The organism is Micromonospora sp. CPCC 206171 (genome assembly GCF_036906755.1).
Lineage (GTDB): Bacteria > Actinomycetota > Actinomycetes > Mycobacteriales > Micromonosporaceae > Micromonospora > Micromonospora purpureochromogenes.
The window spans coordinates 54,777-77,882 of sequence record NZ_JBAKHT010000008.1 but is presented as its reverse complement, the minus strand read 5'-3'; the positions used below and the strand labels follow the sequence as shown (position 1 = coordinate 77,882).

At 72.8% G+C, this 23,106-nt stretch carries 26 protein-coding genes and 1 pseudogene; 18 read left to right on the top strand and 9 right to left on the bottom strand.

The genetic code is table 11. From position 1 onward, the window contains the following. Positions 1–74 precede the first annotated feature (74 nt). Positions 75–857 carry a transposase family protein gene (locus V6U89_RS12325; protein WP_334571052.1) on the bottom strand — a complete coding sequence of 261 codons (783 nt, stop codon included), beginning with the start codon at positions 855–857 and terminating at the stop codon, positions 75–77. Positions 858–1,135: 278 nt separating this feature from the next. On the opposite strand from V6U89_RS12325, the gene V6U89_RS12320 reads away from it, so the two are divergent. Then, entirely contained in the window at positions 1,136–1,471 is a 336-nt protein-coding gene (locus V6U89_RS12320; protein WP_334571050.1) for a hypothetical protein, read from the top strand. A gap of 153 nt (positions 1,472–1,624) precedes the next feature. On the opposite strand, the gene V6U89_RS12315 is transcribed toward V6U89_RS12320, so the two are convergent. The 3 genes from V6U89_RS12315 to V6U89_RS12305 all read right to left on the bottom strand — a co-directional run bounded on the left by V6U89_RS12315 (position 1,625) and on the right by V6U89_RS12305 (position 4,115). Further along, positions 1,625–2,083: a hypothetical protein gene (locus V6U89_RS12315; RefSeq protein ID WP_334571048.1), complete on the bottom strand. Its 459-nt coding sequence runs from the start codon at positions 2,081–2,083 to the stop codon at positions 1,625–1,627. A gap of 292 nt (positions 2,084–2,375) precedes the next feature. Further along, on the bottom strand, positions 2,376–2,822 hold the full coding sequence (locus V6U89_RS12310) for a DUF6069 family protein (RefSeq protein WP_334571047.1): 447 nt from the start codon (positions 2,820–2,822) through the stop codon (positions 2,376–2,378). Positions 2,823–3,116: 294 nt separating this feature from the next. Beyond that, entirely contained in the window at positions 3,117–4,115 is a 999-nt protein-coding gene (locus V6U89_RS12305) for an RNA polymerase subunit sigma-70 (RefSeq protein ID WP_334571046.1), read from the bottom strand. A gap of 82 nt (positions 4,116–4,197) precedes the next feature. Here V6U89_RS12305 and V6U89_RS12300 point away from each other — a divergent pair, with 82 nt between their 5' ends. The 3 genes from V6U89_RS12300 to V6U89_RS12290 all read left to right on the top strand — a co-directional run bounded on the left by V6U89_RS12300 (position 4,198) and on the right by V6U89_RS12290 (position 5,305). Next, a complete protein-coding gene (locus V6U89_RS12300) occupies positions 4,198–4,341 on the top strand; it encodes a hypothetical protein (protein ID WP_334571045.1) in 144 nt (47 codons plus the stop codon). A gap of 51 nt (positions 4,342–4,392) precedes the next feature. Further along, complete coding sequence (locus V6U89_RS12295) at positions 4,393–4,725, top strand: hypothetical protein (RefSeq protein WP_334571044.1); 333 nt, start codon at positions 4,393–4,395, stop codon at positions 4,723–4,725. A 169-nt stretch (positions 4,726–4,894) separates the two neighbouring features. Continuing rightward, on the top strand, positions 4,895–5,305 hold the full coding sequence (locus V6U89_RS12290) for a hypothetical protein (RefSeq protein ID WP_334571043.1): 411 nt from the start codon (positions 4,895–4,897) through the stop codon (positions 5,303–5,305). A gap of 121 nt (positions 5,306–5,426) precedes the next feature. Here V6U89_RS12290 and V6U89_RS12285 read toward each other — a convergent pair whose 3' ends face one another. Further along, on the bottom strand, positions 5,427–6,281 hold the full coding sequence (locus tag V6U89_RS12285) for an alpha/beta fold hydrolase (protein ID WP_334571042.1): 855 nt from the start codon (positions 6,279–6,281) through the stop codon (positions 5,427–5,429). An 822-nt stretch (positions 6,282–7,103) separates the two neighbouring features. Continuing rightward, positions 7,104–7,445 (bottom strand): hypothetical protein, encoded by a 342-nt coding sequence (locus V6U89_RS12280; RefSeq protein WP_334571041.1) that lies wholly within the window; start codon positions 7,443–7,445, stop codon positions 7,104–7,106. A 182-nt stretch (positions 7,446–7,627) separates the two neighbouring features. Here V6U89_RS12280 and V6U89_RS12275 point away from each other — a divergent pair, with 182 nt between their 5' ends. From V6U89_RS12275 to V6U89_RS12235, 9 genes are all read left to right on the top strand, one after another. Continuing rightward, positions 7,628–7,927 (top strand): DUF1330 domain-containing protein, encoded by a 300-nt coding sequence (locus V6U89_RS12275; protein ID WP_334571039.1) that lies wholly within the window; start codon positions 7,628–7,630, stop codon positions 7,925–7,927. 132 nt (positions 7,928–8,059) lie between these two features. Continuing rightward, complete coding sequence (locus V6U89_RS12270; RefSeq protein ID WP_334571037.1) at positions 8,060–8,332, top strand: hypothetical protein; 273 nt, start codon at positions 8,060–8,062, stop codon at positions 8,330–8,332. A 404-nt stretch (positions 8,333–8,736) separates the two neighbouring features. Further along, on the top strand, positions 8,737–9,792 hold the full coding sequence (gene ssd, locus V6U89_RS12265; RefSeq protein WP_334571218.1) for a septum site-determining protein Ssd: 1,056 nt from the start codon (positions 8,737–8,739) through the stop codon (positions 9,790–9,792). Continuing rightward, the gene (locus V6U89_RS12260; RefSeq protein ID WP_334571036.1) at positions 9,789–10,994 is read left to right on the top strand and encodes a TadA family conjugal transfer-associated ATPase; all 1,206 of its coding nucleotides are present in this window, start codon (positions 9,789–9,791) and stop codon (positions 10,992–10,994) included. Before ssd ends, V6U89_RS12260 begins: the two co-directional genes overlap by 4 nt. Beyond that, entirely contained in the window at positions 10,991–12,268 is a 1,278-nt protein-coding gene (locus V6U89_RS12255; RefSeq protein WP_334571035.1) for a hypothetical protein, read from the top strand. Before V6U89_RS12260 ends, V6U89_RS12255 begins: the two co-directional genes overlap by 4 nt. After that, positions 12,265–13,032: a type II secretion system F family protein gene (locus V6U89_RS12250; RefSeq protein ID WP_334571034.1), complete on the top strand. Its 768-nt coding sequence runs from the start codon at positions 12,265–12,267 to the stop codon at positions 13,030–13,032. Before V6U89_RS12255 ends, V6U89_RS12250 begins: the two co-directional genes overlap by 4 nt. A 64-nt stretch (positions 13,033–13,096) precedes the next feature. Continuing rightward, positions 13,097–13,225, top strand: coding sequence for a DUF4244 domain-containing protein (locus tag V6U89_RS12245; RefSeq protein WP_208418639.1), 129 nt, complete (start codon positions 13,097–13,099; stop codon positions 13,223–13,225). Then, entirely contained in the window at positions 13,222–13,590 is a 369-nt protein-coding gene (locus V6U89_RS12240; RefSeq protein WP_334571033.1) for a TadE family type IV pilus minor pilin, read from the top strand. Before V6U89_RS12245 ends, V6U89_RS12240 begins: the two co-directional genes overlap by 4 nt. Positions 13,591–13,724: 134 nt before the next feature. Next, entirely contained in the window at positions 13,725–14,117 is a 393-nt protein-coding gene (locus V6U89_RS12235; RefSeq protein ID WP_334571032.1) for an Rv3654c family TadE-like protein, read from the top strand. Positions 14,118–14,461: 344 nt separating this feature from the next. Here the strand turns inward: V6U89_RS12235 and V6U89_RS12230 are convergent, their stop codons facing one another. From V6U89_RS12230 to V6U89_RS12220, 3 genes and pseudogenes are all read right to left on the bottom strand, one after another. Further along, positions 14,462–15,040 (bottom strand): hypothetical protein, encoded by a 579-nt coding sequence (locus V6U89_RS12230; RefSeq protein WP_334571031.1) that lies wholly within the window; start codon positions 15,038–15,040, stop codon positions 14,462–14,464. A 47-nt stretch (positions 15,041–15,087) separates the two neighbouring features. After that, positions 15,088–15,294, bottom strand: a complete 207-nt coding sequence (locus tag V6U89_RS12225) for a hypothetical protein (RefSeq protein ID WP_334571029.1) — start codon at positions 15,292–15,294, stop codon at positions 15,088–15,090. A gap of 399 nt (positions 15,295–15,693) precedes the next feature. Then, a pseudogene (locus V6U89_RS12220) lies at positions 15,694–18,042 on the bottom strand (DEAD/DEAH box helicase); the annotation flags it as partial. Positions 18,043–18,182: 140 nt separating this feature from the next. Here V6U89_RS12220 and V6U89_RS12215 point away from each other — a divergent pair. From V6U89_RS12215 to V6U89_RS12195, 5 genes are all read left to right on the top strand, one after another. Continuing rightward, positions 18,183–18,539 (top strand): STAS domain-containing protein, encoded by a 357-nt coding sequence (locus V6U89_RS12215; protein WP_088959229.1) that lies wholly within the window; start codon positions 18,183–18,185, stop codon positions 18,537–18,539. Next, complete coding sequence (locus V6U89_RS12210; RefSeq protein WP_334571028.1) at positions 18,539–18,973, top strand: ATP-binding protein; 435 nt, start codon at positions 18,539–18,541, stop codon at positions 18,971–18,973. The genes V6U89_RS12215 and V6U89_RS12210 overlap by 1 nt, the downstream gene beginning before the upstream one ends. Positions 18,974–19,292: 319 nt before the next feature. Then, positions 19,293–21,644, top strand: a complete 2,352-nt coding sequence (locus tag V6U89_RS12205) for a sodium-translocating pyrophosphatase (protein WP_334571027.1) — start codon at positions 19,293–19,295, stop codon at positions 21,642–21,644. 114 nt (positions 21,645–21,758) lie between these two features. Continuing rightward, complete coding sequence (locus V6U89_RS12200; protein ID WP_334571026.1) at positions 21,759–22,301, top strand: hypothetical protein; 543 nt, start codon at positions 21,759–21,761, stop codon at positions 22,299–22,301. Further along, entirely contained in the window at positions 22,292–22,909 is a 618-nt protein-coding gene (locus tag V6U89_RS12195) for a hypothetical protein (RefSeq protein ID WP_334571025.1), read from the top strand. Before V6U89_RS12200 ends, V6U89_RS12195 begins: the two co-directional genes overlap by 10 nt. The last annotated feature ends 197 nt before the right edge of the window (positions 22,910–23,106 follow it).

The following is a 23,106-nucleotide window of genomic DNA, read 5'->3' as shown; positions in this document are numbered from 1 at the left end:
AACAGCCAGGCCGGGCCGTCTCGGCGCCGTCTGGGCCGTGGCTGGCCCGTCAGATGCCGACCAATGAGCCATTTTCATCCTGCGTAGCGGCTCGCTTCGATGTGGTGCAGGACGAGGATGGCCTGCACGATCGCGGTGGCGCGGCGCGGGCAGCAACGCAGCTTGGCCAGGATCTTCCAGGTCTTGAGCGTGGCGATGGCGCGTTCGCCACGGGCACGGATTCTCGCGTTGGCGCGGTTGATCGCCTTCTGTCGGCGTGACAGCTTCGGCCGGAAGCAGCGCCGTTTGAACGGCGTGCGCACGCTGCCCCGAGCGCCTTGATAGCCCTTGTCGGCGAAGGTCATCACGTCCGCGGTGGTCAGCGCGTCGATGATGCCGTGGGCGCGGGCGGCGGTGAGGTCGTGCGTCGAGCCTGGCAGTGCCGGTGAGGCCCATACGAGCCGGCCAGCGGCGTCGGCTACGACCTGCACGTTCACGCCATGCTTCTTGTGCTTGCCGGAGTAGTACGGCTTCTGGTCTGCCACGCGGTCGATCGGGATCAGCGTGCCGTCCAGGATCGCGTAGGCCAGTTGCCGGATGCGCCGCATCGCCGTGGCCAGGTCCTCGGCGTCCGCGGCGAGCAGCATGATCGCTTCCTGGACGTAGCGCCAGGCGGTGGCGACACCGATCTCGAACCCGGCGGCGAGCCGGCTGTAGGTGTCGCCGTTGCGCAGATGGGCCAGGGTGAGCAGCGCCTGTCGGCCCGGCGCGAGACGCCGCCACCGGGATCGACGCTGGCTACGGTGGGCTCGGATGCGGTCGGCGAGGTGGTTCAGCGTTCGGCTGGACATCGGGATCGCGGAGGGGTAAGACAGCACAGGCGAGGCTCCCGGTCGGGGCATCGGATCTTGGTCGACTGCTGTCTTACCTGGAGCCTCGTCTTCATCGATCTCCGGGCTCGCCACACCCGCGCTGAGCTGCAAGATCAGCCTGGAAAAGGCTCAATGATGACGGACGACGACCGGCATCACCCGGAAAAGCAGCAGGTCAGCTACCACGTACTAACGGCTGACCTGGTGGGCGACGGACGAGTCGACCTGTACGCCGGATTCTGGGGCGGGTGCATACTGGGCGCCCTGAGATGAGGACGGTGGCAGTGGCGGAGACAGAACTCGACAAGGCCGTTGCGGGGATCCAAGCGAGCCGCGGCTACCGCAACTTGGTTTGGGCATACCGGTGCCTCGCCGTCGGGCTGATCTTCGGTCTGTTGGTCCTCGTGTCGGCGCTCGTTCGCTTCCTACCGCTGACCATGACGTTGTTCGCCATGGCGGCGGTGGCGATCGCCGCTGGCGTGGGTCTCTGCTGGGCAGGCATGATCAAGCTGTGGTCGGACCGCTTGATGCCGCGTGGCGGGACCAATCGACATCGGGCCCTGATGCGAGAACTGTGGCGAGACGTGATCAAGCCAGTGCAGCGCAACAGGCGGGAGTAGTTGCCGACAGCAGCGGTGACAGCAACGGGCCCAGACGAAGTCAACCAGGGTCGGCGTCGCACGGACTGTTCACCGAGACAGCTGACGATGCAGGACGCAGGCGGACGACGCGCCCAGAACTTGTAAATGAGTGTTCAGCGCAGTCTCGGGTGGTCACCGGTCCCGGTTCCAGAGCGAGGCGCTGGCGAGAGCCGTAAGCGCTTGACGTTCGAGAGCGACGGCCGTCTCTCTGTCAGCCGTTGTTGCCCAGCTGATGTAAAGGTCCGCGTGATGGATGGCATCTTGAGCCCACGAGGCCGCCCTACGCGGGTGTCCAGCCTCTACCTCCGCCACTCGCTGCCGTAGCCACTCCAAGTCCGCGAGGGCGCGATCGAGGGCCGCCTCGCCGAGTCCACTGACGGCCGCCTTGCCGCGGTAGTAGACCGTGAGGCGGCCCTTGATGCCCAGACCCCGACGCTCGCCTGCCATCCCGACATAGACGAGCGGTCCGGTCGGCCGTTGGCGGGCGAGGTACACACCAGGTAAGCGTGGGGCCTGCTGTATCGCGAGTGCGAAGGGCATCCACGGGGACCAGGGTGCGAGGTCGGCGATGAAGCCGAAGGCGTCGGCCATGTCAGGATGCTGCCCTGAAGTGCGCGACCGAGCAACCGGCGGGCTGCGCGTGGCAGTCGAGGCACCCGAGTCAGCCGAAAGTCAGCGAACTCGGTGGTACGTGATCGATACCAGCGGTCATAGCGGCGAGACGTCGAGGGCTGGACCACACGGCATGTCATCTGCCGACACTGGTCGACAACACCGACCAGGTTCCCCCCGACGGGGGTCGTCCCTATTCCGGGGCAGTGCTCCGCCGCAGATGACAGGCCCTCCTCGTCCCCATTCAACGGGCTCTCTGGTTGCGGGATCGTCAATGGGTCCGGGTGCGGAGGCTCCGCGCCAGGGTGGGGATCATCACCGTCGCAGGGACAAGGTGTAGCCCGAGGAGGGCGGTGGTGGTGGCGGTGTTTGCCCCGGAGAGGAGGGGCGGGACCAACGAGATCGCGGTCAGCGACACTGCCGTCCACACGAAGCGCTCGGCGGGGCGAGCGCTCCAACGAAGAAGAGCGACGGCAATGACGATGCCCACGACCGAGAAGAAGCCGGTCACCACGGCGAACCCGGACAACGGGATCGCCTCGCCATCATCGGGGACCTCGAAGTCGACGCCAACGGCCTGGGCAAGTGCAGCGGCGAGGGTGGTGGCCACCATCGCTGCGAGCGTGGCAATGAAGCCGGTGCCGGCGAGCCCGCGGAGTCGGTTGGTGTCGCTGGTCTGGCCCGATGCCGGGGCTGCGACGCCCCCGGTGTCCTTCATGTCGTTCCTCCATCATTCGTAACTGGCGTACGGCGTGTGTTGACTGGCGTGACGGTCCTGGCCCTGGGGGTGACGATGCGCATCCTCGCCGTGCGACGGCCGGGGTTCCGCAGGGCGCGGACGCCGGTGCCGCGGAGCCAGAACCGGCGTCGCGTCCGAGGACCGGCCCGGGCTCGCCGTCGCGCCGCTCCAGCTGCACCCGCCCGCGGGTGACGACGCCGAACGCGTCGTACCACTGCGCCGAGGCCACGGCGACAGGCGCGCCACCGCGCAGCGCGAGCGTTTACACCGGGACTACTCCGTGCCGTCCGCCGGCAGGCGCTCCGGCAGCCCGAGCCGCGGGAACTGGTCGTCGTGGAAGGTGACGATCTCGGTGATCGCCCCGCCGGTGATGCGCAGGACGTCGATCGTCAGCGGCAGGTACGCGCCCGCCTGCTTCCGCCAGTGGTAGAAGGCGACGGCGGGCTGCCGGTTCACGGAGGTGGGGACGGCGCGCAGGCCCGTCATGTCCGCGAAGCCGCTCTCCATCCAGTCGTTCACCACCGCGTCGCGGCCGACGTACAGGCCCGGCGTGGGCGGCATCGAGCAGCGGACATCGTCGCGCAGCATCGAGGCGATCGCCGGGATGTCCGTGGCCACGCTGGCATCGGTGAAGCGGCGCACCAGCTCGCGCGTCCCGGCGTCCTCCTCGCCGCCGGTCCAGTCCTGCCGCTCGGCGGGCAGGTGCTCCCGCATGCCGGCGCGGGCCCGCTGCAGCGCGCTGTTCACGGAGTTGACGGAGTCGCCGAGGAGCTCCGCGACGTCCTTCGCCGGCCAGCCGAGCACGTCCCGCAGGACCAGCACGGCCCGTGGGCGCGGCGCGAGGTGCTGGACTGCGACCAGGTACGCCAGCTCGATCGTCTCCCGCGCGACGGCGACGGTCTCCGGCTCGTCCGCGTCGCGCGCGGGCAGCTCGTCGAGCAGCCGGTCCGGGTAGGGCTGCAGCCACCGCACCTCGCCGCCGGTCGCAGGCTCCGGGCGACACTTGGCGAGCAGGTCCAGGCAGGCGTTGGTGGCGATCCGGTACAGCCAGGCCCGGAACGTCGACCGCCCCTCGAAGGTCTCCCGCCGCCGCCAGGCACGGAGGAACGTCTCCTGCACGGTGTCCTCGGCGTCCTCGAACGACCCGAGCATCCGGTAGCAGTGCACGTGCAGCTCCCGCCGGTGCCGCTCCGCCAGCCCCGAGAACGCCGGTTCGTCGATCTCGCCCAGACCGCTCACGCCCAGCTCCTCCAGCCGCGTGTCCGCACTCATCACGTCATCCTTCCGTCTCGTCGTGTCCCGTCGTAGGTGTGACGGGTGCGGGCGCGACAACTCATCACCAGGGTCGGTCGGCATGGCTGATCCAGCGACGGATCCGGTGGCGGAGCACGACGCGCGGTACGGCGAGGAGGGCGCGGGTCCGCCGGAGTGGGCGCGGGTGCGCGACCGCCTGGCGCGTGCCGGGGTCGCCTGGTTCACGCCGACGCGGCGGGCATGAAAGCTCGAACCGACCCGGTAATCAGCGATGACAGTTGACTCGGCTACTGAAATGACAGCGCCTGGCGAACTCATCCGCCCGGCGGCGACGCCGGTTCGGTTCCTGCTGCCGCGCTGGACACCGGCCCTGGCGTCAGGATTCCTCCTCGTGATGTGGGCCGCGGCCATCTGGGTATCGGCCCACGCCCACGTCGACCCGGCGGTGCGGCGCATCGCGCTGTTCGTCCACCTGATCTCGCTGGTCGTCGGGTTCGGCGCGGTGTTTGTGCCTGGTCCGTCAACCAGCGCGCAGCGACGCACCACGCCGCTCTGCCCCGGCACCTGCTCGCCCGCTCCGCCCTCGTCGTACTGGTCTCCCAGGCTGGGTGGTGGGGCGCGAAGGTGATCGGGTTTCTCAACAGCCGGCATTGACCTGCCGGAGGCATCTCGACTACCGGCCTGCGCCCGAGTGGCTCGTGCAGCGTCCCAGGCTGGCAGATACCCCGCTCAGGGTTGACAACCTTGGTTGTCGAGCGGACGCTGAAGTGCGAAACCACTGACGAGGGAGTGCTGTCATGCGCGACCTGACTCCGGAAGAGCGGCAGGAACTGGGGCGGGAGCTGAGTGCTGTCGCGGCCAACTGGGCGCGGCGGCTGAACGCCTCCGACATGGACGGCCTGCGCAGAGCAGACCAGGAGCGGAGCTACCCGGAGCGGATGCGGACTCACCTGGGGCGGATGGCGGCAGGTGAGCAGATGCGTCGTCTTCTCGCCGACTTCGTGTCCGCCAGCGCCGAGGAAGCGGTGCAGTGCGGTGCCGGCTATCCCGAGCTTGGCGCAGCGGTGGGCGCCAGCCGGCAAGCAGCGCGCAAGCGTTGGCCCAACCTATTGATCTCGAAGAGGCGTGCCAAGGAGTGGAAGCAGCCACCCGGAGGCATCGGCTGGGCCGGTAGCCATCTGGGATACCCGGGACCACCCGGGACCTGAGCAGTCTGGTCGGCTGACATCGGGTGGGGCGGCAAGGAGGCGGCGAGCCGCGCAGGTAGCGAGTCGGCGAGGGAGGGTAGCGACCGGCCAACTCGGTGGGCCAAAGGCTGAGTCGGCTCGGTCAACTCCTCAGGAACGCGAGCAGATCTTTGTTGACCTGGTCCTGGAGCGTGGACGTGATGCCGTGCGGCGCGCCCGGGTAGTAGATGTCCTTCGCGTTCGCGACGAGCTGAGCCGTTTTCCTCGCCGAGTCCTTGACCGGGACGATCTGGTCGTCCTCGCCGTGCAGCACCAGGGTGGGGATGTCGAACTTGGCGAGATCGTCGCGGAAGTCCGTCTCGGAGAAGGCCTTGATGCTCGCGTACGCGTTCCACAGGCCGGCCTGCATGCTCCACAGCCAGAACTGGTCGAGGATCCCCTTCGAGACCTTTGCCCCCTGTCGGTTGGCGCCGTAGAACATCTCCGCCAGGTCCTGGTAGAACTGCGACCGGTCCTTCACCAGGTCGGCGCGCAGCCCATCGAAGACCTCGATGGGCAGGCCCTCGGGGTTGTCCGGCGTCTTCACCATGATCGGCGGCACGGCGGAGATGAGGACGGCTTTGGCGACCCGTCCCGTCCCGTGGCGGCCGATGTAGCGCGCGACCTCACCACCGCCGGTCGAGTGCCCGACCAGCGTGGCGTCGGTGAGGTCGAGCGCCTCGATGACCGCCGCGAGGTCGTCGGCATAGCCGTCCATGTCGTTGCCGCCGGAGGCCTGGCTCGACCGGCCGTGACCGCGGCGGTCGTGGGCGACGACCCGGAAACCGTTCTGCATGAGGAAGAGCATCTGCCCGTCCCACGCGTCCGCGTTCAGCGGCCAGCCGTGGGAGAAGGTGACAACCGGGCCCGTACCCCAGTCCTTGTAGTAGATCTTGGTACCGTCCTTGGCCGTGATGTAGCTCATGCCGCTTTCCTTCCGATTCGTCACGGTCGGCATGCAGGCCGGACCGGCCGATACCGCAGGACTGCTGAAATGTCGCGAGAGAGGGTCCAGTAGTCAGCGCCCGTGATGTCGGGTTTACCCGATATTAGGCGGCGCTGCGTAAATCATGCTGCCGGATCGCCGAACGCGGGGAGGATTCATGACCGCTTCAATCCTGTAGCGGGGGCAGTGCCCCGAATCGTGGAGGCGACGGGGTGACCGCTGGTCCGGCACACTGTCCGACGTGGGGACGCCGGCGCCGGTGACGGCTCACGACATGACGGTCGCACTGGACTATGGGCAGTTCACTCTCTCCGGCACGTCCGAGGGCGACTCGGACACGAGCATGCTCGGACGGGAGGCGCAGATGGGCCCGCAGATCGCCAGCGACGATCACACGGTGCTCGTTTGCGTGCCGCACCAGAACAACTTCGACATGGCGCTACGGGTGGAGGTGTGGGCCGAACCGCCGCCCCGGGATTTCGGGCAGTGGGAAGAGATCTTCGAGTGCGCGCTGGAGGTCGACGGCGGAGAGCTGTCATACGGCTCGCCGACGATGGGGTCCCGGCGGTGCGAGGTGCCCGACGGGCGGTACGGGGTCCGCATCTGCGGTGGGGCTTCGTCAACCGGGGCTGGCCCGGATCCACGACACCCGGCGACGTCTGGCGGGTGCAGCTCTGGCCGACCAGGCGAAACCTGCCGGACCGGAGGATCCGGGCCTGGCGTCCGCCGGAGCCGGGGGCCGCGCCTGTCCTGCCGATCGCCCGGGCCTGATGGCGCGAGCGAATAGGCAGGGCAGCTACGCGGGCGGAAACGAGCACGATGGGCTGTCGCAGTTCAGCGACCGAGGACGAAGTACGCAAGACCCAGGACGCCGCGGTAGACGTCGACGTACTCCCGCAGCCGGTCATCGAGTTCCGCGCGTACCTCTGTCGCGCGCGGGTCTTCCGGGTGTTGCAGCAGCCACTCCTGCTGTCCCAGGCGCCAGGTTGACTCGAAGTCGTCCCATTCTCGCTGGTCGGCGGTGCTGAAGTGCAGGACTCTCCAGCCCAGTCCACGGGCGAGCTCGATGAGGTCCGCGAGCGGCACCGTCTCTTCTCCGAAGATCTCTACCGCCTCGGGCGTCGGTGGCCGCTCCCAGTACGCGTCGCCGAACAGGAGGCGGCCACCGGGCCGCACGGACTCGACGAGTGCCGTGAGGGCATCCGCCGTCCCACCGAAGGCATGCGAGGCGCCAATGCACAAAACGCGGTCGCCGGTCTCCCGCGAGGAGGCCGCTTTCCCCTTCTCGAAGGTGACCGGCGGCGCATCCGCGTTTCGCGACCACCACAGCAGATGCTACTCGTGAGTAACATGAGCCGATGACCGTGTACGCGCTCGCGCAGATCTCCATCAACGACCGGCAGCGGTACGACCGGTACGTCGCCGCCTTCATGCCGATCCTCGCCAAGTACCACGGACGCCTCCTCGCTGCCGACGAGCACCCGCAGGTCGTCGAGGGGACCTGGCCCTACGACAAGGTCATCCTCATGTCGTTCGACAGCCGCGACAGCTTCGAGCGTTGGGCCAGCTCCCCGGAATACCGGGAGATCTCCCGGGACCGGGTGGCGGCGACGGACGGCGTCGTCCTGGTGGCCGACGCCGTCCCCGACAGCCGGTGATCCAGGCCGCCATGACTCCGGGCCGCCCGTCCCTGTCGGATCACCGCTCGGCTGACGTCGGGCGCGGCAGGAAGCAGACCAGTGCGTGTCCGCCGGCGTCGGTGACCACGGGCGGGACTGCGCGGCCGGTCGGTGGATGACGCGGCGGGGCTGGGCGACCGCACCGAGGCCCGGGTGGAGAGGGACACCGGCGCGGGGGAGAAGCTGACGGTGGGTTGGCCGCTCGCCGGCTCGGGCACGGCCGCCTGGTCGAGACCGGTTGCCGGCGTGGCGGCCGGCGGGCCTTTCCCGGGACGCGGCGGAGCCGTCCAGATCGGCCACGACGCGACGGCGAGCGCGCCGACCACGGCGCAGCCCAGCACCAGCGCCCGCCCCGGACCGCCGGCGCGGGGTGACGGCTCCTGAGCGACCGGCCGCGCCGGTCCCGGCGCGGGATCGCCGGCGCGGCGTCGTGCGTCTCCAGGTGGGATCGACGGGTACGGCGGGAGCCCGTCCACCCGGCGGGCTCGGGCAGCCAGCCCCCGATGCGCAGTTGTCCGCCAGGCCGGCGCGGCGACGTGACGCCCCGCCTCCCCACGGCGCTACGTCGGTGCTCGGCAACGGTGTGGGAAGCGGATGGCCTTAGCAGATCCAGCGGCTGGGCGCGGGTTGTCCACAGGGGTAGTGGTTGTCCACAGGCGACCGGTCGAGGCCGGTGGACCGGAGGGTGATCGGAGCAGGGTCTGGGCCAGCACCCCTGAGCCGGACCGCTGGAGGCCGCGATGCCACCCCGTACCTCACTTCCACCGCACCGGCGACTGCCGCTCCTGGTGACCTCGGACGGTGACCTCCTCGACGAGCTGCTCCGGCTCGCCGCCGCAGGCGGTACGGAGGTCGAGCTGGCCGCCGATCCCGCCGCCGCCCGTGCCCGGTGGCTACCCGCGCCGCTGGTGCTGGTCGGCCGGGATCAGGCGCAGGCGTGCCTGCGGGCGCGGCTGCCCCGGCGGCCCCGCACGGTCCTGGTCGGCCGCACCGGGGAGCTGGACCCGACATGGGAGGTCGCCGACCTGATCGGCGCGGAACACGTGGCCACCCTCCCGGCGGCCGAGCCCTGGCTGGTCGACCGGTTCACCGAATGCGGATCCGACCGCCCGTTCGGCGGGCCGGCGCGCACCGTGGCCGTGCTCGGCGGGCGGGGCGGCGCGGGCGCCAGCGTGCTCGCCGGCGCTCTCGCGGTCACCGCCGCCCGGGCTCGCCTGCGCACCCTGCTGGTCGACGCCGACCCGCTCGGCGGCGGGCTCGACCTCGTTCTCGGCTGGGAGGAGCTGGACGGGATCCGCTGGCCGGCGCTCACCGACGCCGACGGCCGGGTGGACGCGCCGGCGTTGGTCCGCGCGCTGCCCAGCCGGGGTGACCTGGTGGCGCTCTCCTGGGACCGGGGAGACCTGCTGGCCCTGCCCGCCCAGGCGATGGCCGCCACGATCGACGCCGCCCGGCGAGGCCGGGACTTCGTGGTGGTCGACGTGCCCCGCCAGCTCGACGACGCGGCGGTGGTCGCGTTGCAGTCGGCCGACCAGGCGTACCTGGTGGTGCCTGCCGAGCTGCGGGCGACCGCGGCGGCGGCCCGGGTGGTCGCCGCGGCCGCCCCGCACTGCGCCGCGCTCGGCGTGATCGTGCGCGGACCGGCGCCCGGCCGGTTGAAGGCCACCGAGGTGGCGCGGGCCCTCGGTCTCCCGCTCGCCGGCACGCTGCGGCCCGAGCCGGCGCTGTGCCGGGGGCTGGAACGGGGGGAGGCGCCGGCCGGGGCCGGGCGGGGTCCGCTCGCCGCGCTCTGCCGGCGGATCGTCAGCGAGCTGACCGGCCTGCCGGTCCCGGGTGCGGCATGACCGGCCGGCCCGACGACCTGTCCGCCCGGGTCCGGCAGCGGATGGCCGACACCGCCGCCCCGGTCACCCCGGCCGCGATCGTCTCCGCCGTCCGGGCCGAGCCCACCGCCGCCGTCCTCGGTGACACCGCCGTGCTGCGGATGGCCGACCAGGTCCGCGACGACCTGGTCGGTGCCGGGCCGCTCGCCCCGCTGCTGGCCGATCCACAGGTCACCGACGTGCTGGTCAACGGCACCCGGGTCTGGGTCGACCGGGGAGAGGGCCTGCGGCAGGTGGCGGTGCCGCTCGGCTCCCTCGACGACGTACGGCGGTTGGCGCAGCGGCTCACCGCGGCCGCCGGCCGCCGGCTGGACGACGGCTCCCCGTACGCGGACGCGCGGCTGCCCGACGGCACCCGGCTGCACGCCGTACTACCCCCGGTGGCGACCGACGGCCCCTACCTGTCCCTGCGCACCTTCCGGCAGCGGCCGTTCACCCTCGACGACCTGGTACGCCAGGGCACCGTCCCACGGCCGGTCGCCCCGGTGCTGGCGGCCGTGGTGGCCGCCCGGCTGGCGTACCTGGTCACCGGCGGCACCGGCTCGGGCAAGACCACCCTGCTCAACACGCTGCTCGGGCTGGTGCCCTCGACCGAGCGGATCGTGCTGGTCGAGGACGCCGCCGAGCTGCACCCGGTGCACCCGCACGTGGTGGGGCTCCAGGCTCGTACGGCCAACGTGGAGGGGACCGGCGCGGTCGGGCTCAGCGAGCTGGTCCGGCAGGCGCTGCGGATGCGCCCCGACCGGCTGGTGGTCGGGGAGTGCCGGGGCGGGGAGGTGGTCGACCTGCTCGGGGCCCTCAACACCGGCCACGACGGCGGTGCCGGGACGCTGCACGCGAACACCCCGGCCGACGTGCCCGCCCGGTTGGAGGCGCTCGGACTGCTCGGCGGGCTGCCCAGGGCCGCGCTGCACGCCCAGGTGACCGCCGCGCTCCAGGTGGTGCTCCAGGTACGCCGTGGCCCGCGCGGCCGGGTGCTGGAGTCGATCTGTCTCCTGCTGCCGGAGGGGCCCGATCGCCTGGTAACCGTGGTCCCCGCCTGGGTGCGGGGACGGGGGCTGGGGCTGGCCGGTCGCGCCCTCGGCACGCTGTTGCGGGACCGGGGCGTGGCGGTGCCGCCGATCCTCTGCGAACCGTGGCCGGGGTCGGCGGGGCCGGCATGAGTCTCGCGATCTGGCTGGTGGCGGCGCTGCTGGTGGGCGCGGCGGCGGTAGTGGCCTGGCCGGTCCGCAGCAGCCGCCGGCGACGCCGCTCACTGCTGGGTGCCGGCGCACCCGGCCAACCCACACCCACGCCGCACGACCCCGAGCCGTTCCACACCGCCCCGGCCGCCTTCCTCGCGTCTGTGCCCGCCACCGAAGTGCCGGAGACACCGCTGCCGGGAGTCGCCGCCCCCGCCGCCCTTCTCGCGTCCGAGGCCGCCACCGAAGTGCCGGAGACAGCGCGACCGGTCGCCGCTCCGGCCGCGGTCGTACCGCCCGGCCCGCCCCGGTTCGCCGGCACGAGATCGAGCCGGCTCGCACCTGCCGGCGACCGCCCGTGCACGGTTGCGGTGGCCGTCGCAGGCCCGACGCCTGCTCCCCTGGCCGACGGCCGGCTCGCCGGTCCGGCGGGAGCACTGACCAGGCCAACGTCGTCCCGGCCGCCCGGTCGGCGCGACTCCCGCCGACCGCTGGAGCCGCTGCGGCTCGGCGCTGGCGAGATCCACCGCCTCCACCGAGCCGCCGGTTCGGACGGCGTCCGGACCGCCGACACGAGCGCGCGGTGGCCGGGTGCGTTGGCCACTGGCTGGCCGCTGACGCAGGCGCAGGGCGCGGAGGGGTTCAGGGCCCTCCTCGCGCCGCTGGTGGCTCACCCACGCCGGACGCTGCTCCTGGTCGGGCTCGCGGCGGCGGCGCTCGGCGCCCTCGCCGCCGGGCCGGTCGCCGGGATCCTCCTCGCCGGGTACGGCGCGCTGGGCGCCCGGGCCCTGCTTCGGCGGCGGGTGGTGCGGCACGCGGTCGGGGAACGCCGCCGCAGGTTGGACCAGCTCTGCGGTCTCGCCGCCGACCTGCGGGCCGGACTCCCCGTTCCCACACCGGACGACGACGGGGACCGCCTCGCGAGCCTGAGCCGGGCCGCGGTGCGACTCGCCGACCGGACTGGTGCGCCGCTGGCCGAACTCCTGGAACGGGTCGAAGGAGACGCCCGGGCACTGGACCGGGGACTGGCTGCCGCCTCGGCCCAGGCCGCAGGCGCCCGGGCCACCGCCCTGCTGCTCGCCGCCCTGCCGCTCGGCGGGATCGGCCTCGGCTATGGCATCGGCGCCGATCCGGTCGCGGTGCTGCTGCACACCCCGGTCGGGGCGGTCAGTGCGCTGACCGCCATGGGGCTGCAGATCGGTGGCCTGCTCTGGGCGGAGCGGTTGGGCGGCACGCCGGACGCGAGCGCCCGATGAACCGGCAGGAGTGGACAGCCGGCGCTCTCGTCGCCGCGGCGGCCCTGGTGGTGGCGCTCCGTGCGCCGGGCGTCCGCCCCTCCCGACGGCTGCGGGACCTGGGCTCACAGGTCCGGCCGGCAGGAGACCGGCGTCCGATCCGGCCGGCAGGAGACCGGCGTCCGACGTGGTGGCCGGACCGGGTACGGCTCGGTGCCGGGCTGGCCGGAGTGGCGGCGGCGATCCTGCTCGGCGGGGTGTCGGGTTGCCTCGTCGGGGCGGTGGCCGCGCTGGTGGCGGATCGACTGCTCCGGCGGATCGAGTCCCCGGCCGCCCGGGGCCGCCGGCTGCGGGAGGCCGCCGACCTTCCGCTGGCCGCCGACCTGCTGGCGGCGACGTTACGTGCCGGCGCGCCGGTCGACCGCTCGGTACTCGAGGTCGCCGACGCGCTCGGCGGGCCGCTGGCCGAGCGGCTCCACCGGATCGGTCGGACGCTACTGCTCGGCGGCGCACCCGACGAGGCCTGGGCGCACCTCGGCGCGGTACCGGGGGCGGACCGGATGGTCGCTGCCGCGTTGCGCACCTCGCGCAGTGGGGCCGCGCTCGCCGGGGCGCTGACCCGGGTCGCCGACGACCTGCGGGCGGACCGGTCCATCGCCGCCGAGGCCTCGGCCCGCCGGGCCGGCGTGCTCATCGTGCTGCCGCTGGGGCTCTGCTTCCTGCCGGCCTTCATTCTCGCCGGCCTGGTGCCGGTGATCGTCGCCGTCCTCGGCGACGTGCTCTGAGAAACCATCGAGAAGGGACACGCCAGTGCGCAAACTCCTCGCCCGGCTCCGGGGGGACGCCGGGATGAACACCGCCGAGTACGCCGTCGGCACGCTCGCCGCGGTCGCCTTCGCGGGCATCCTGCTCAAGGTGCTCACGTCCGGCAACGTGCAGTCCGCCCTGACCGCCGTCATCGACCGGGCGTTGAAGTGAGCCGGCGCCGGCCGGCCGGCCGTGACCGGGGTTCGTTCACCGCCGAGCTGGCGGCCGGCCTGCCGGCGCTGCTCCTGCTCCTGCTCGCCGGCCTCACCGCGGTCGACGCGGTCACCACGAAGGCCGCCTGCCTGGACGCGGCCCGGGAGGCGGCACTCGCCTCCTCCCGGGGTGAGAGCGGCACGGCGGCCGGGACGCAGATCGCGCCTTCGGGCGCGGTTGTCGCGGTGTCGGTGAACGGCGAGCGGGTCACCGCCACCGTCCGGGCACCCGTCCGGGCGCTCGGTGCGCGACTACCCCGGATCACCGTGGCCGCCACCACGGTCGCCGCCGTCGAGCCGGGCTCACCCGGGGCGCAGCCGTGACGCCGGGGCGACGCTCCGGCGCGGCCATGAGGCTCGGACGGTCCGGCGCGGCGGTGACGTTGGGGTGGTCAGACCCGGCCGTGACGTCGGGGTGGTCTGGCGCGCCCGCTAAGCTCCGGCGGTCCGGCGCCGTCGTGAGGCTCTGGCGGTCCGGCGCCGTCGTGACGCTCGGGCGGTCCGGCGCGGCGGACCGAGGTGGGGCGACGGTGTGCCTGCTCGTCGTCGGCCTGGTGTTCGTCCTGGCCGGGGTCTTCGGTGCGGCGATCGGCACCGCCCGGACGGCCCGGCACCAGGCCCGGGTCGGCGCCGACTTCGCGGCGCTCGCCGGGGCGGGCCGGGCCCTGGACGGGGACGGCGTGGCCTGCGCGGCGGCCGCCGAGATCGCCCGCACCAACGGTGCCAGGCTGACCGGCTGCCACCTGGACGGCCTCGACGTGCTGGTCACCGTGGAGGTGCCGGTGACCCCGTTGCCGGGTTTCCGGCGGACCGCCACGGCCACCTCCCGCGCCGGCCCGATCCGCGACTGACTGGTCGAGGCGGGTCGCCTGGGACTGGCGATGATCTTGGCCGGAGCTCGTGGGGCGACAACCCGGCCGGGTGCGCGCCGTGCGCGAGCCCCGCCAGGTGTCGGTGCCGCCAGGTGGCAGGGCTCAGAGACGAGCCCCGTGAGGTGTCGGTGCCGCCAGGTGCTCAGAGCGAGCCCCGTGAGGTGTCGGCGCCGCCAGGTGCCAGGGCTCAGACCGGCCCTGCCCGTGGCGGCGGGCTGGTTCGTGGGCAGCGGTGGCGGCGACCCGGCACGAGTGCGCCGCCGCAGCCGCGACACAACGGCCGGGGGCGCGCCCGCAGGACGCGGCCCCGGCCGGTCGGTGGGTCAGCGGCCCTGGAGCGCGTCCAGCCCGACCGCCATGGCGATCACCAGGCGGCGGTCCACCTGCGGGTTCTGCACCTCGACGACGTACTTGTCGCGCAGGCCCCACTTCTTGACCACCGTGAAGACCGGCTGACCGCCGGCGACGAAGTCGAAGTGGTACGGCAGCCAGGAGAGCGAGTCCACGAACCGGCGCAGCAGCGCCACCGGCATGCTCCGCTCCTGACCGGTGATCTGCGGCAGGCCGGGCTGCTCGACGTGCCAGGTCGAGCGCAGCAGCGACTGGGCGAAGTCCTTGCGGAACAGCCCGATCGGGTTGCCGGCCGCGTCGGTGACGTCGTACGTGGCGCCGAGGTCGAGCCGCTGCCGCGCCTTGAAGCCGAGCAGGGGCTGCTGCTTGGAGTCGTCGGTGTAGATCGTGACCTGCTCCTTGAAGGCGAGCCGCTTCTGCTGTGCGAACGCCAGCAGCTCTCCCTCGGTGCCGTCCGGGGCCACGGCGCGGACCTCGTACTGGTTGACCATCATCCGGATCCGCTGCCGGACGTGGAACTGGTGCTGCGTCTGCAAGTTGTCGAGCTGCATGTGGGTCTCCTCCGAAGTTTGCGCCGGAGTCTCGCACAACCTGCGGCTCAACGTCCGCCCTCGACCGTCGCCTTCAGTGCCCAGGCGTGGAGCACCTGGTGAATCCCGCGCAGCCGCTCGTTGATCTGTCCGAGGCGTTCCGCCTGCGCCAGGCTGGCCAGCGCGGTGCCCAGGGCGATCTGCTGGTCGGGGGTGAGCTTCTCCTGGTCGATCGTGTAGAGCAGGTCGACTGTCTCGGCGATGGTGTCGGCCACGGCTCCTCCTCCGGTGCGGAAACGACGGGTCGGCTGGTGTGTCGAGCGCCGCGTCAGGACGGGACAGCCATCCATGGCAGCGCTCCCATGCATCAATGCCCACCCGTCGTGCGGGTCATGCACGCATCCCGGAAAGCGGAAGGCTCAGCTCGGGGAAGTGACGTCCGCGCCCGCCCGTCCGTCCTGATGCGGCAGGAGCGGTGCGGCCGAGACGCAACCCGCCGAGGCGGCCGGCAGGTCCGCCACCGCAGGTGCCCCCGACGCGACCGGAACGAGGCCACCCGACGCGACCGGAACGAGGCCACCCGACGCGACCGGAACGAGGCCACCCGACGCGGCCGGAGCGAGGCCAGCCGACGCGGCCGGAGCGAGGCCATCGGGCAGGGCCGGCGACGGCTCGGCGTCGCGGGGCAGGTTGGCGAGCACCACGTCGAGGACCCGGACGGCGTCCGGCTTGGAGAGCGGGTTGTTGCCGTTGCCGCACTTCGGCGACTGCACGCAGGACGGGCAGCCCGCCTCGCAGCCGCACTCGGCGATCGCGTCCCGGGTGGCGCGCAGCCAGGCCGCCGCCGTCCCGTACGCCCGCTCGGCGAAGCCCGCGCCGCCCGGGTGGCCGTCGTAGACGAAGACGGTCGGGGCCTCGGTGTCCGGGTGCACGGCGGTGGAGAGCCCGCCGATGTCCCAGCGGTCGCAGGTGGCCATCAGCGGCAGCAGCCCGATCGCGGCGTGCTCGGCGGCGTGCAGCGCACCCGGGACGTCGGCCGCCTCCACCCCGGCGAGAGCCAGCGACTGCGGGGAGAGGGTGAACCAGACCGCGACGGTGCGCAGTTCCCGGGCCGGCAGGTCCAGCGGGCGGGTGTCGATCACCTCGCCGGAGGCGATTCGCCGCCGCTGGTACGACACCACCTGGCTGGTCACGTCCACCTCGCCGAGGAAGAGCCCGACCGGCCCGGCGTCCACGTAGGAGCGGACCGACACCACCGACAGCGAGGTGACGTCGCGGGCGTGGGTGGACCAGTCCGGCTCCTCGGCGTGCACCAGCGCGCACCCGTCGGCCAGGTCCAGCGAGTCGACCACGTACGAGACGCCCTGGTGCAGGTAGACCGCGCCGGGGTGGATGAGAAAGTGCGAGGAGCCGCCGTCGACGGTGCCGAGCAGCCGTCCGGTCGAGGCTTCCACCACGCAGACCGGCGCGCCGCCCTCGCCGCGCAGGTCCACCTCGGGGCGCTCCCGGTGCCGCCAGTACCAGCCGGTCGGCCGCTGCCGCAGCGCGCCGGCCTCGACCAGCGAGTCGACGGCCTCCTTCGCCCCGTCGCCGAAGAGGTCCAGGTCGGCCGGGGTGAGCGGGGCCTCCGCCGCCGCGCAGGCGAGCTGCGGGGCGAGCACGTACGGGTTGGCCGGGTCGAGCACGGTGGCCTCGACCGGCCGCCCGAACAGCGCCTCCGGATGGTGCACCAGATAGGTGTCGAGCGGGTCGTCCCGGGCCACCAGCACCGCCAGCGCCTCGTCGCCGGAGCGGCCGGCCCGCCCGGCCTGCTGCCAGAGCGACGCCCGGGTGCCCGGCCAGCCGCAGATCAGCACCGCGTCCAGCCCGACCAGGTCGACGCCGAGTTCCAGCGCGTTGGTGGAGGCGAGGCCGAGCAGGTCGCCGTGGAGCAGGGCGCGTTCCAGCTCGCGTCGCTCCTCGCGCAGGTAACCGGCCCGGTAGGCGGCCACCCGGTCGCCGAGCCCCGGCACCGCCTCGTCGAGCGACCGCCGCGCGTTCGCCGCCACCACTTCGGCGCCCTTTCGGGAGCGGACGAAGGCCAGCGTGCGTACCCCCTGGGCGACCGTGTCGGCGAGCAGGTCCGCGGTCTCCCGCAGCGCCGACCGGCGCACCGGCGCGAGGTCCGCGGCCTCCCTGGAGGAATCGGGGAGCAGCGGCGGCTCCCAGAGCGCGAAGGTCACCCCGCCGCGCGGCGAGGTGTCCTCGGTGACGGCCGCCACGGGCAGGCCGGTGAGCCGCCCGGCCGCCGTCGCCGGGTCGCCCGACGTCGCCGAGGCCAGCACGAAGACGGGGGTACGGCCGTACTTCGCGCACTGCCGGCGCAGGCGGCGCAGCACGTGCGCGACGTGCGAGCCGAACACGCCCCGGTAGGTGTGGCACTCGTCGATCACCACGTACGCCAGCCGACGCAGGAAGCCGGACCAGTGCGCGTGGCCGGGGAGGATGCCGTGGTGCAGCATGTCCGGGTTGGTCAGGACGAACCGGGAGTGCCGGCGGATCCACTCCCGCTCGGCGCGCGGGGTGTCCCCGTCGTAGGTGGCGGGGCGTACCCCGTCGAGCTCCAGGCCGGCGACGGCGCGGAACTGGTCGGCGGCGAGCGCCTTGGTCGGGGCCAGGTAGAGCACGGTGGCCCTGGGGTCGGCGAGCAGGGTGGCCAGCGCGGGCAGCTGGTAGGCCAGCGACTTGCCGGAGGCCGTGCCGGTGGCCACCACCACGTGCTGTCCCGCGTACGCCAGCTCGGCGGCCTCGGCCTGGTGCCGCCAGGGCGCGACCACGCCGCGTCGGGCGAACGCCGCCCGCAGGTCCTCGGGCGCCCACCGGGGCCAGGGGGCCGGCTCGCCGGGTCGGGCCGGGACCCGCTCGACGTGGGTGACCGGATCGTCGCCGTGCCGGGCGCGCAGCCGGCGCAGCAGGTCGCCCGGCGCCGCCGTCGGCGGTCGGCCGGGGCCGGGACCTGCGGATACGGTGGCTGCGGGATTCACGTCCTGCACTCTCGCACTGGTGTTCGGGGTGTTCAACTCCGGGCGTGGGTAAGGAGGGAGCCTCCGCCGGTGACCAGAGGCCGTCGCGGCGGGGATGGTTAGATGCCCAGGAGAGTTTACGGCTCTCGGAGGAGGGACTGATGGAGCTGTCGCTGGCGACCCGCACCGTGGGGGAGCACACGGTGCTCGAGGTCGGCGGTGAGGTGGACGTCTACACCGCCCCCCGCCTGCGCGAACGGCTCCTCGAGCTGATCGACGGGGGCTCCCGGCGGGTGGTCGTCGACCTCGGCCGGGTGGACTTCCTCGACTCGACCGGCCTCGGCGTGCTGGTCGGCGCCCTCAAGCGGCTCCGCTCGGCCGGTGGCTCCTTCGCCCTGGTCTGCGACAAGGAGCCGCTGCTCAAGATCTTCCGGATCACCGCGCTGGATCAGGTGTTCCCGCTGCACCCCACGGTCGAGGCGGCGATCGCGGCGGACCCCACCGGCGCCGGCGCGTGATGGCGACGGTTCGACTCTCCTTCTCGCCGGCTCCGGTGCACGTGCGCACCGCCCGCCTGGTCGGCGTCGCGGTGGCCCGCCGGGCCGGGGTGCGCGAGAACCTGCTCGACGAGGTGCGGCTGGCCATCGGCGAGGCGTGCACCCGGGCGGTCGCGCTGCACCGGCAGTACGGGCTGTCCGACCCGGTGCTGGTGGAGATGTCCGACGCCGGGGCGTACTCGGTGCGGGTGGTGGACCGGGCGCCGATCGAGGCCGGCATCGGGTTGGCCGCGTTGAACGCCGACGACCTGGCCAACGAGTCGCTGACCGACGAGGCGCTGACCACCGGTGTCGGCTTCGCCCTGCTCGCCGGTTTCGTGGAGGACCTCCAGGTTCGTCCGGTCGACGAGGGTGTCGGCACCGAGGTCCGGATGGTGTGGCCGGTCGGCCGCTGACCTGCGCACTCTGCGTCATCGAGGCCGCGACCCTTCGGGGTCGCGGCCTCGACGTGCTGATGGGCTCCTATATCAGATTTTTCCTCATAACACAGTTACGAAGATCATCCGGACACGGTGTCCCCCGGATGTGACCTCCAACACTGCACGGGGCTACAGTACCGGGGTTGTCAGCAAGTGATCCTTCCCGCAACCAGCGGGTATGTGCGTTCATCGCTGGTCCGTTGGGGTGGGTTGGTGCGCTTGCGCAACCGCATCCAGGCGTCGGGTCAGTGCGTCCGCTGGCCGGCGCGACAGTGTTCGGTACAGGAGGACATAGATGTCCGGGACTTTGGCCGCCGAAGGCGGCGGGCTGTCCCTTTCCGGAGGAAACCTGACGTACGTCGTCATCGCCGCGGTGATCGCGCTGGTGGCACTCGTCTTCGCCGCCGCCTTGACCAAGGCCGTGCTGGCAGCCGGTAAGGGCACCACCAACATGCAGGAGATCTCCGGAGCGGTACAGGAGGGTGCCTCCGCGTACCTGCTCCGGCAGTTCAGGACGCTGGCGATCTTCGTCGTCGTCGCCGTCGTGCTCCTCTTCCTGCTCCCGGTGCACGACACCGACGGCAGCGAGCTGGCGGTGAAGCTCGGCCGATCGGCGTTCTTCGTGGTCGGTGCCCTGTTCAGCGCGTCCATCGGTGGCGCCGGCATGTGGCTGGCCACCCGCGCCAACCTGCGGGTCGCCGCGGCGGCCCGCGAGGCGCAGGGCGGGCGCGAGGCCGCCATGAAGATCGCGTTCCGGACCGGCGGCGTGGTCGGCTTCCTCACCGTCGGGCTCGGCCTCTTCGGCGCCGCGATGGTCGTCCTGCTCTTCAAGGGGGACGCGCCGACGGTGCTGGAGGGCTTCGGCTTCGGCGCCGCACTGCTGGCCATGTTCATGCGGGTCGGCGGCGGCATCTTCACCAAGGCCGCCGACGTCGGCGCCGACCTGGTCGGCAAGGTCGAGCAGGGCATCCCCGAGGACGACCCGCGCAACGCGGCCACCATCGCGGACAACGTGGGCGACAACGTCGGCGACTGCGCCGGCATGGCGGCCGACCTGTTCGAGTCGTACGCGGTGACCCTGGTCGCGGCCCTGATCCTGGGTCGCGCCGCGTTCGGCGAGGACGGCCTGGTCTTCCCGCTGATCATCTCCACCATCGGTGTCCTCGTCGCGATCGTCGGCGTCTTCATCACCCGGCTGCGCGTCTCGGACCGCAACGGCCTGACCGCGATCAACCGGGCCTTCTATCTCTCCGCGGTGATCTCGGCGGTGCTGGTGGCGATCGCCGCCTTCGCGTACCTGCCGGCGACCTTCGCCGAGCTGGAGGGCGGGCTGACCGACGTCGACCAGAACCCGCGGATCGTCGCCATCGGCGCCGTCGTCATCGGCATCGTGCTGGCCGCCGCCATCCAGGCGCTGACCGGCTACTTCACCGAGACCAACCGGCGCCCGGTGCAGGACATCGGCAAGAGCTCGCAGACCGGCGCGGCCACCGTCATCCTCGCCGGCATCAGCGTCGGCCTGGAGTCGGCGGTCTACTCGGCGCTGCTGATCGCCGCCGGCGTCTTCGGGGCGTTCCTGCTCGGCGGCAGCTCCATCACGCTCTCGCTCTTCGCGGTCGCGCTGGCCGGCACCGGCCTGCTCACCACCGTCGGCGTGATCGTCGCGATGGACACCTTCGGCCCGATCTCCGACAACGCGCAGGGCGTGGCGGAGATGTCCGGCGACATCGACGAGAACGGCGCCCGGATCCTCACCGAGCTGGACGCGGTGGGCAACACCACCAAGGCGATCACCAAGGGCATCGCGATCGCCACGGCGGTGCTCGCCGCGACCGCGCTGTTCGGCTCGTACACCGACACCCTGCGCACCGCGTACGCCGACGCCGGGGTCGGGGACGTCGGCACCGAGATCCTCAACTCGCTGAACGTGTCCAACCCGCGCAACCTGGTCGGCCTGATCATCGGCGCGGCGGTGGTCTTCCTCTTCTCCGGGCTGGCCATCAACGCGGTGTCCCGCTCGGCGGGGGCCGTGGTGATGGAGGTCCGCCGGCAGTTCCGTGAGCTGCCCGGGATCATGGACCGCACCCAGCGCCCCGAGTACGGCAAGGTCGTCGACATCTGCACCCGGGACGCGCAGCGCGAGCTGATGACCCCCGGTCTGCTGGCCATCCTCGCGCCGATCGCGGTCGGCTTCGGCCTGGGACCGGGCGCGCTGGCGGCGTACCTGGCCGGGGCGATCGGCGCCGGCACGCTGATGGCGGTCTTCCTGGCCAACTCCGGTGGCGCCTGGGACAACGCCAAGAAGCTGGTCGAGGACGGCGCGTACGGCGGCAAGGGCTCCGAGTCGCACGCCGCGACGGTCATCGGCGACACCGTCGGCGACCCGTTCAAGGACACCGCCGGCCCGGCGATCAACCCGCTGATCAAGGTGATGAACCTGGTTTCGCTGCTGATCGCGCCGGCCGTGGTGGCGTGGAGCGTCGGCGACGACCGCAACACCCCGCTGCGGGTGACGATCGCGCTGGTCGCGACCCTGATCGTGGTGGCTGCGGTGGTGTTCAGCAAGCGCAAGGGCGTGGCGATGGACTCCTCCGACGGCGGTTCCGGGGCGGGCAGCCCGGAGCGGGCGGAGACGGTCAACGCCTGAGTCGACGGTGGGTTCCCGGCCGGCCGATCGCCGGCCGGGAACCCGTCCGCCGCGCCCCGAGGGCGGCAAACCTGAGCGGTGGCGCATCGGCGCGGAGGCCGTACGCTGCAACGCATGCGAACGTGCCGGGCGGCAGCCGCCGGAAAGCTCACGGTTGTCCTGGCCACGCTCGTACTCGCCGTCGCCGCCTGCGGCGGTGGGCCCACCCCGCGCGCCTGGGCCGCCTCGGTCTGCGAGGCGCTCACCCCCTGGCGGGCCGAGATCAGCAAGCTGACCAGCAGCACCGACCAGCAGATGACCGCGCAGACCACCCCGGCGCAGGCCAAGGAGAACCTGGTCCGGCTCTTCGGCGGTGCGGCGGACGCCAGCGAGACCGCCCGGCGCAGGGTTGCCGACGCCGGTGTCCCGGAGACCGAGCACGGTGCGGAGATCTCCAAGGGGTTCCAGACCACCCTGGAGAAGGTCCGGGACGCGTACGGCCGGGCCCGCGACACCATCGACGGGCTCGGCACCGGCGAGGCCACCACCTTCTACGACGGCGTCAAGGCCACGGTCGAGACGCTCACCAGGGATTACGACGCGAGCGCGCTGGACACCAGCCGGCTCAACGATCAAGAGCTCAAACAGGCCTTCGCCGAGGTTCCGGAGTGTCGCTGACCCCTCCCGACTCACCCCCCGAACCGGTGCGCCAGCTCTCGCTGTTCGGCACCGAGGCGGCGGACCCGTCCGTCGCCGATCTGGCCGGCCTGCTCGCCGGCCCCGGTGAGGTGGGCCGGATGGGGCGGACCGCCCGACTGTCGATCGTGGTCGACGCCGCCTGGCGGGTGCACGTGCTCGTCGCCGAGCTGGGGTTGCGGGGGCTGGCCGCGAGCTGGGAGGCGACCGAGGACCAGCGCTACGCCGTGCGCACCTCGTACGCGCGGACCCTCGCGCCGCTGGCGACGGCCTGGCTGACCGACGCGGGCCGCAAGCGCCCACCCGCGCATTTCCATCTCAACGGTCGGCGGTTGCGGCTCTGGCTGGCCGCCGCCGGCCGGTCCGACCCCGCGGGGTTCCTGCTCGGGCTCGGCCCGGGTGATGCGGAGTGGTGGCCGACGGTGCGGGCGGCGCTCGCCGCCGTGGGCCTGCCGACGGCGGTGTCGGAGCCCGACGACGGCGCGCCGGCCTTCCGGATCGCCGGCCGTCGCCGGCTGGCCCGGCTGGCCGAGCTGGTCGGCGAGCGGCCGTCGGCCGCCCCGCCGGAGGCCTGGCCGACCCCGACCTGAGGGGGCGAGCAAGATCGACTCCAGGCCGGCGAGGTGGCGGCATCAGGGCCACCGGGACAGCGCCGTACCGCCGTAACGGAGTCGATCACGCCGGGTCAGGCGGGCGCGGCGACGAGGTGTCCGATCGGGGACAGCCGGGCGGCGTCTCGGCCGGTAAAACGGCTCGGTGACCCTCGGCCGAGGGTCCGCCATCGTCA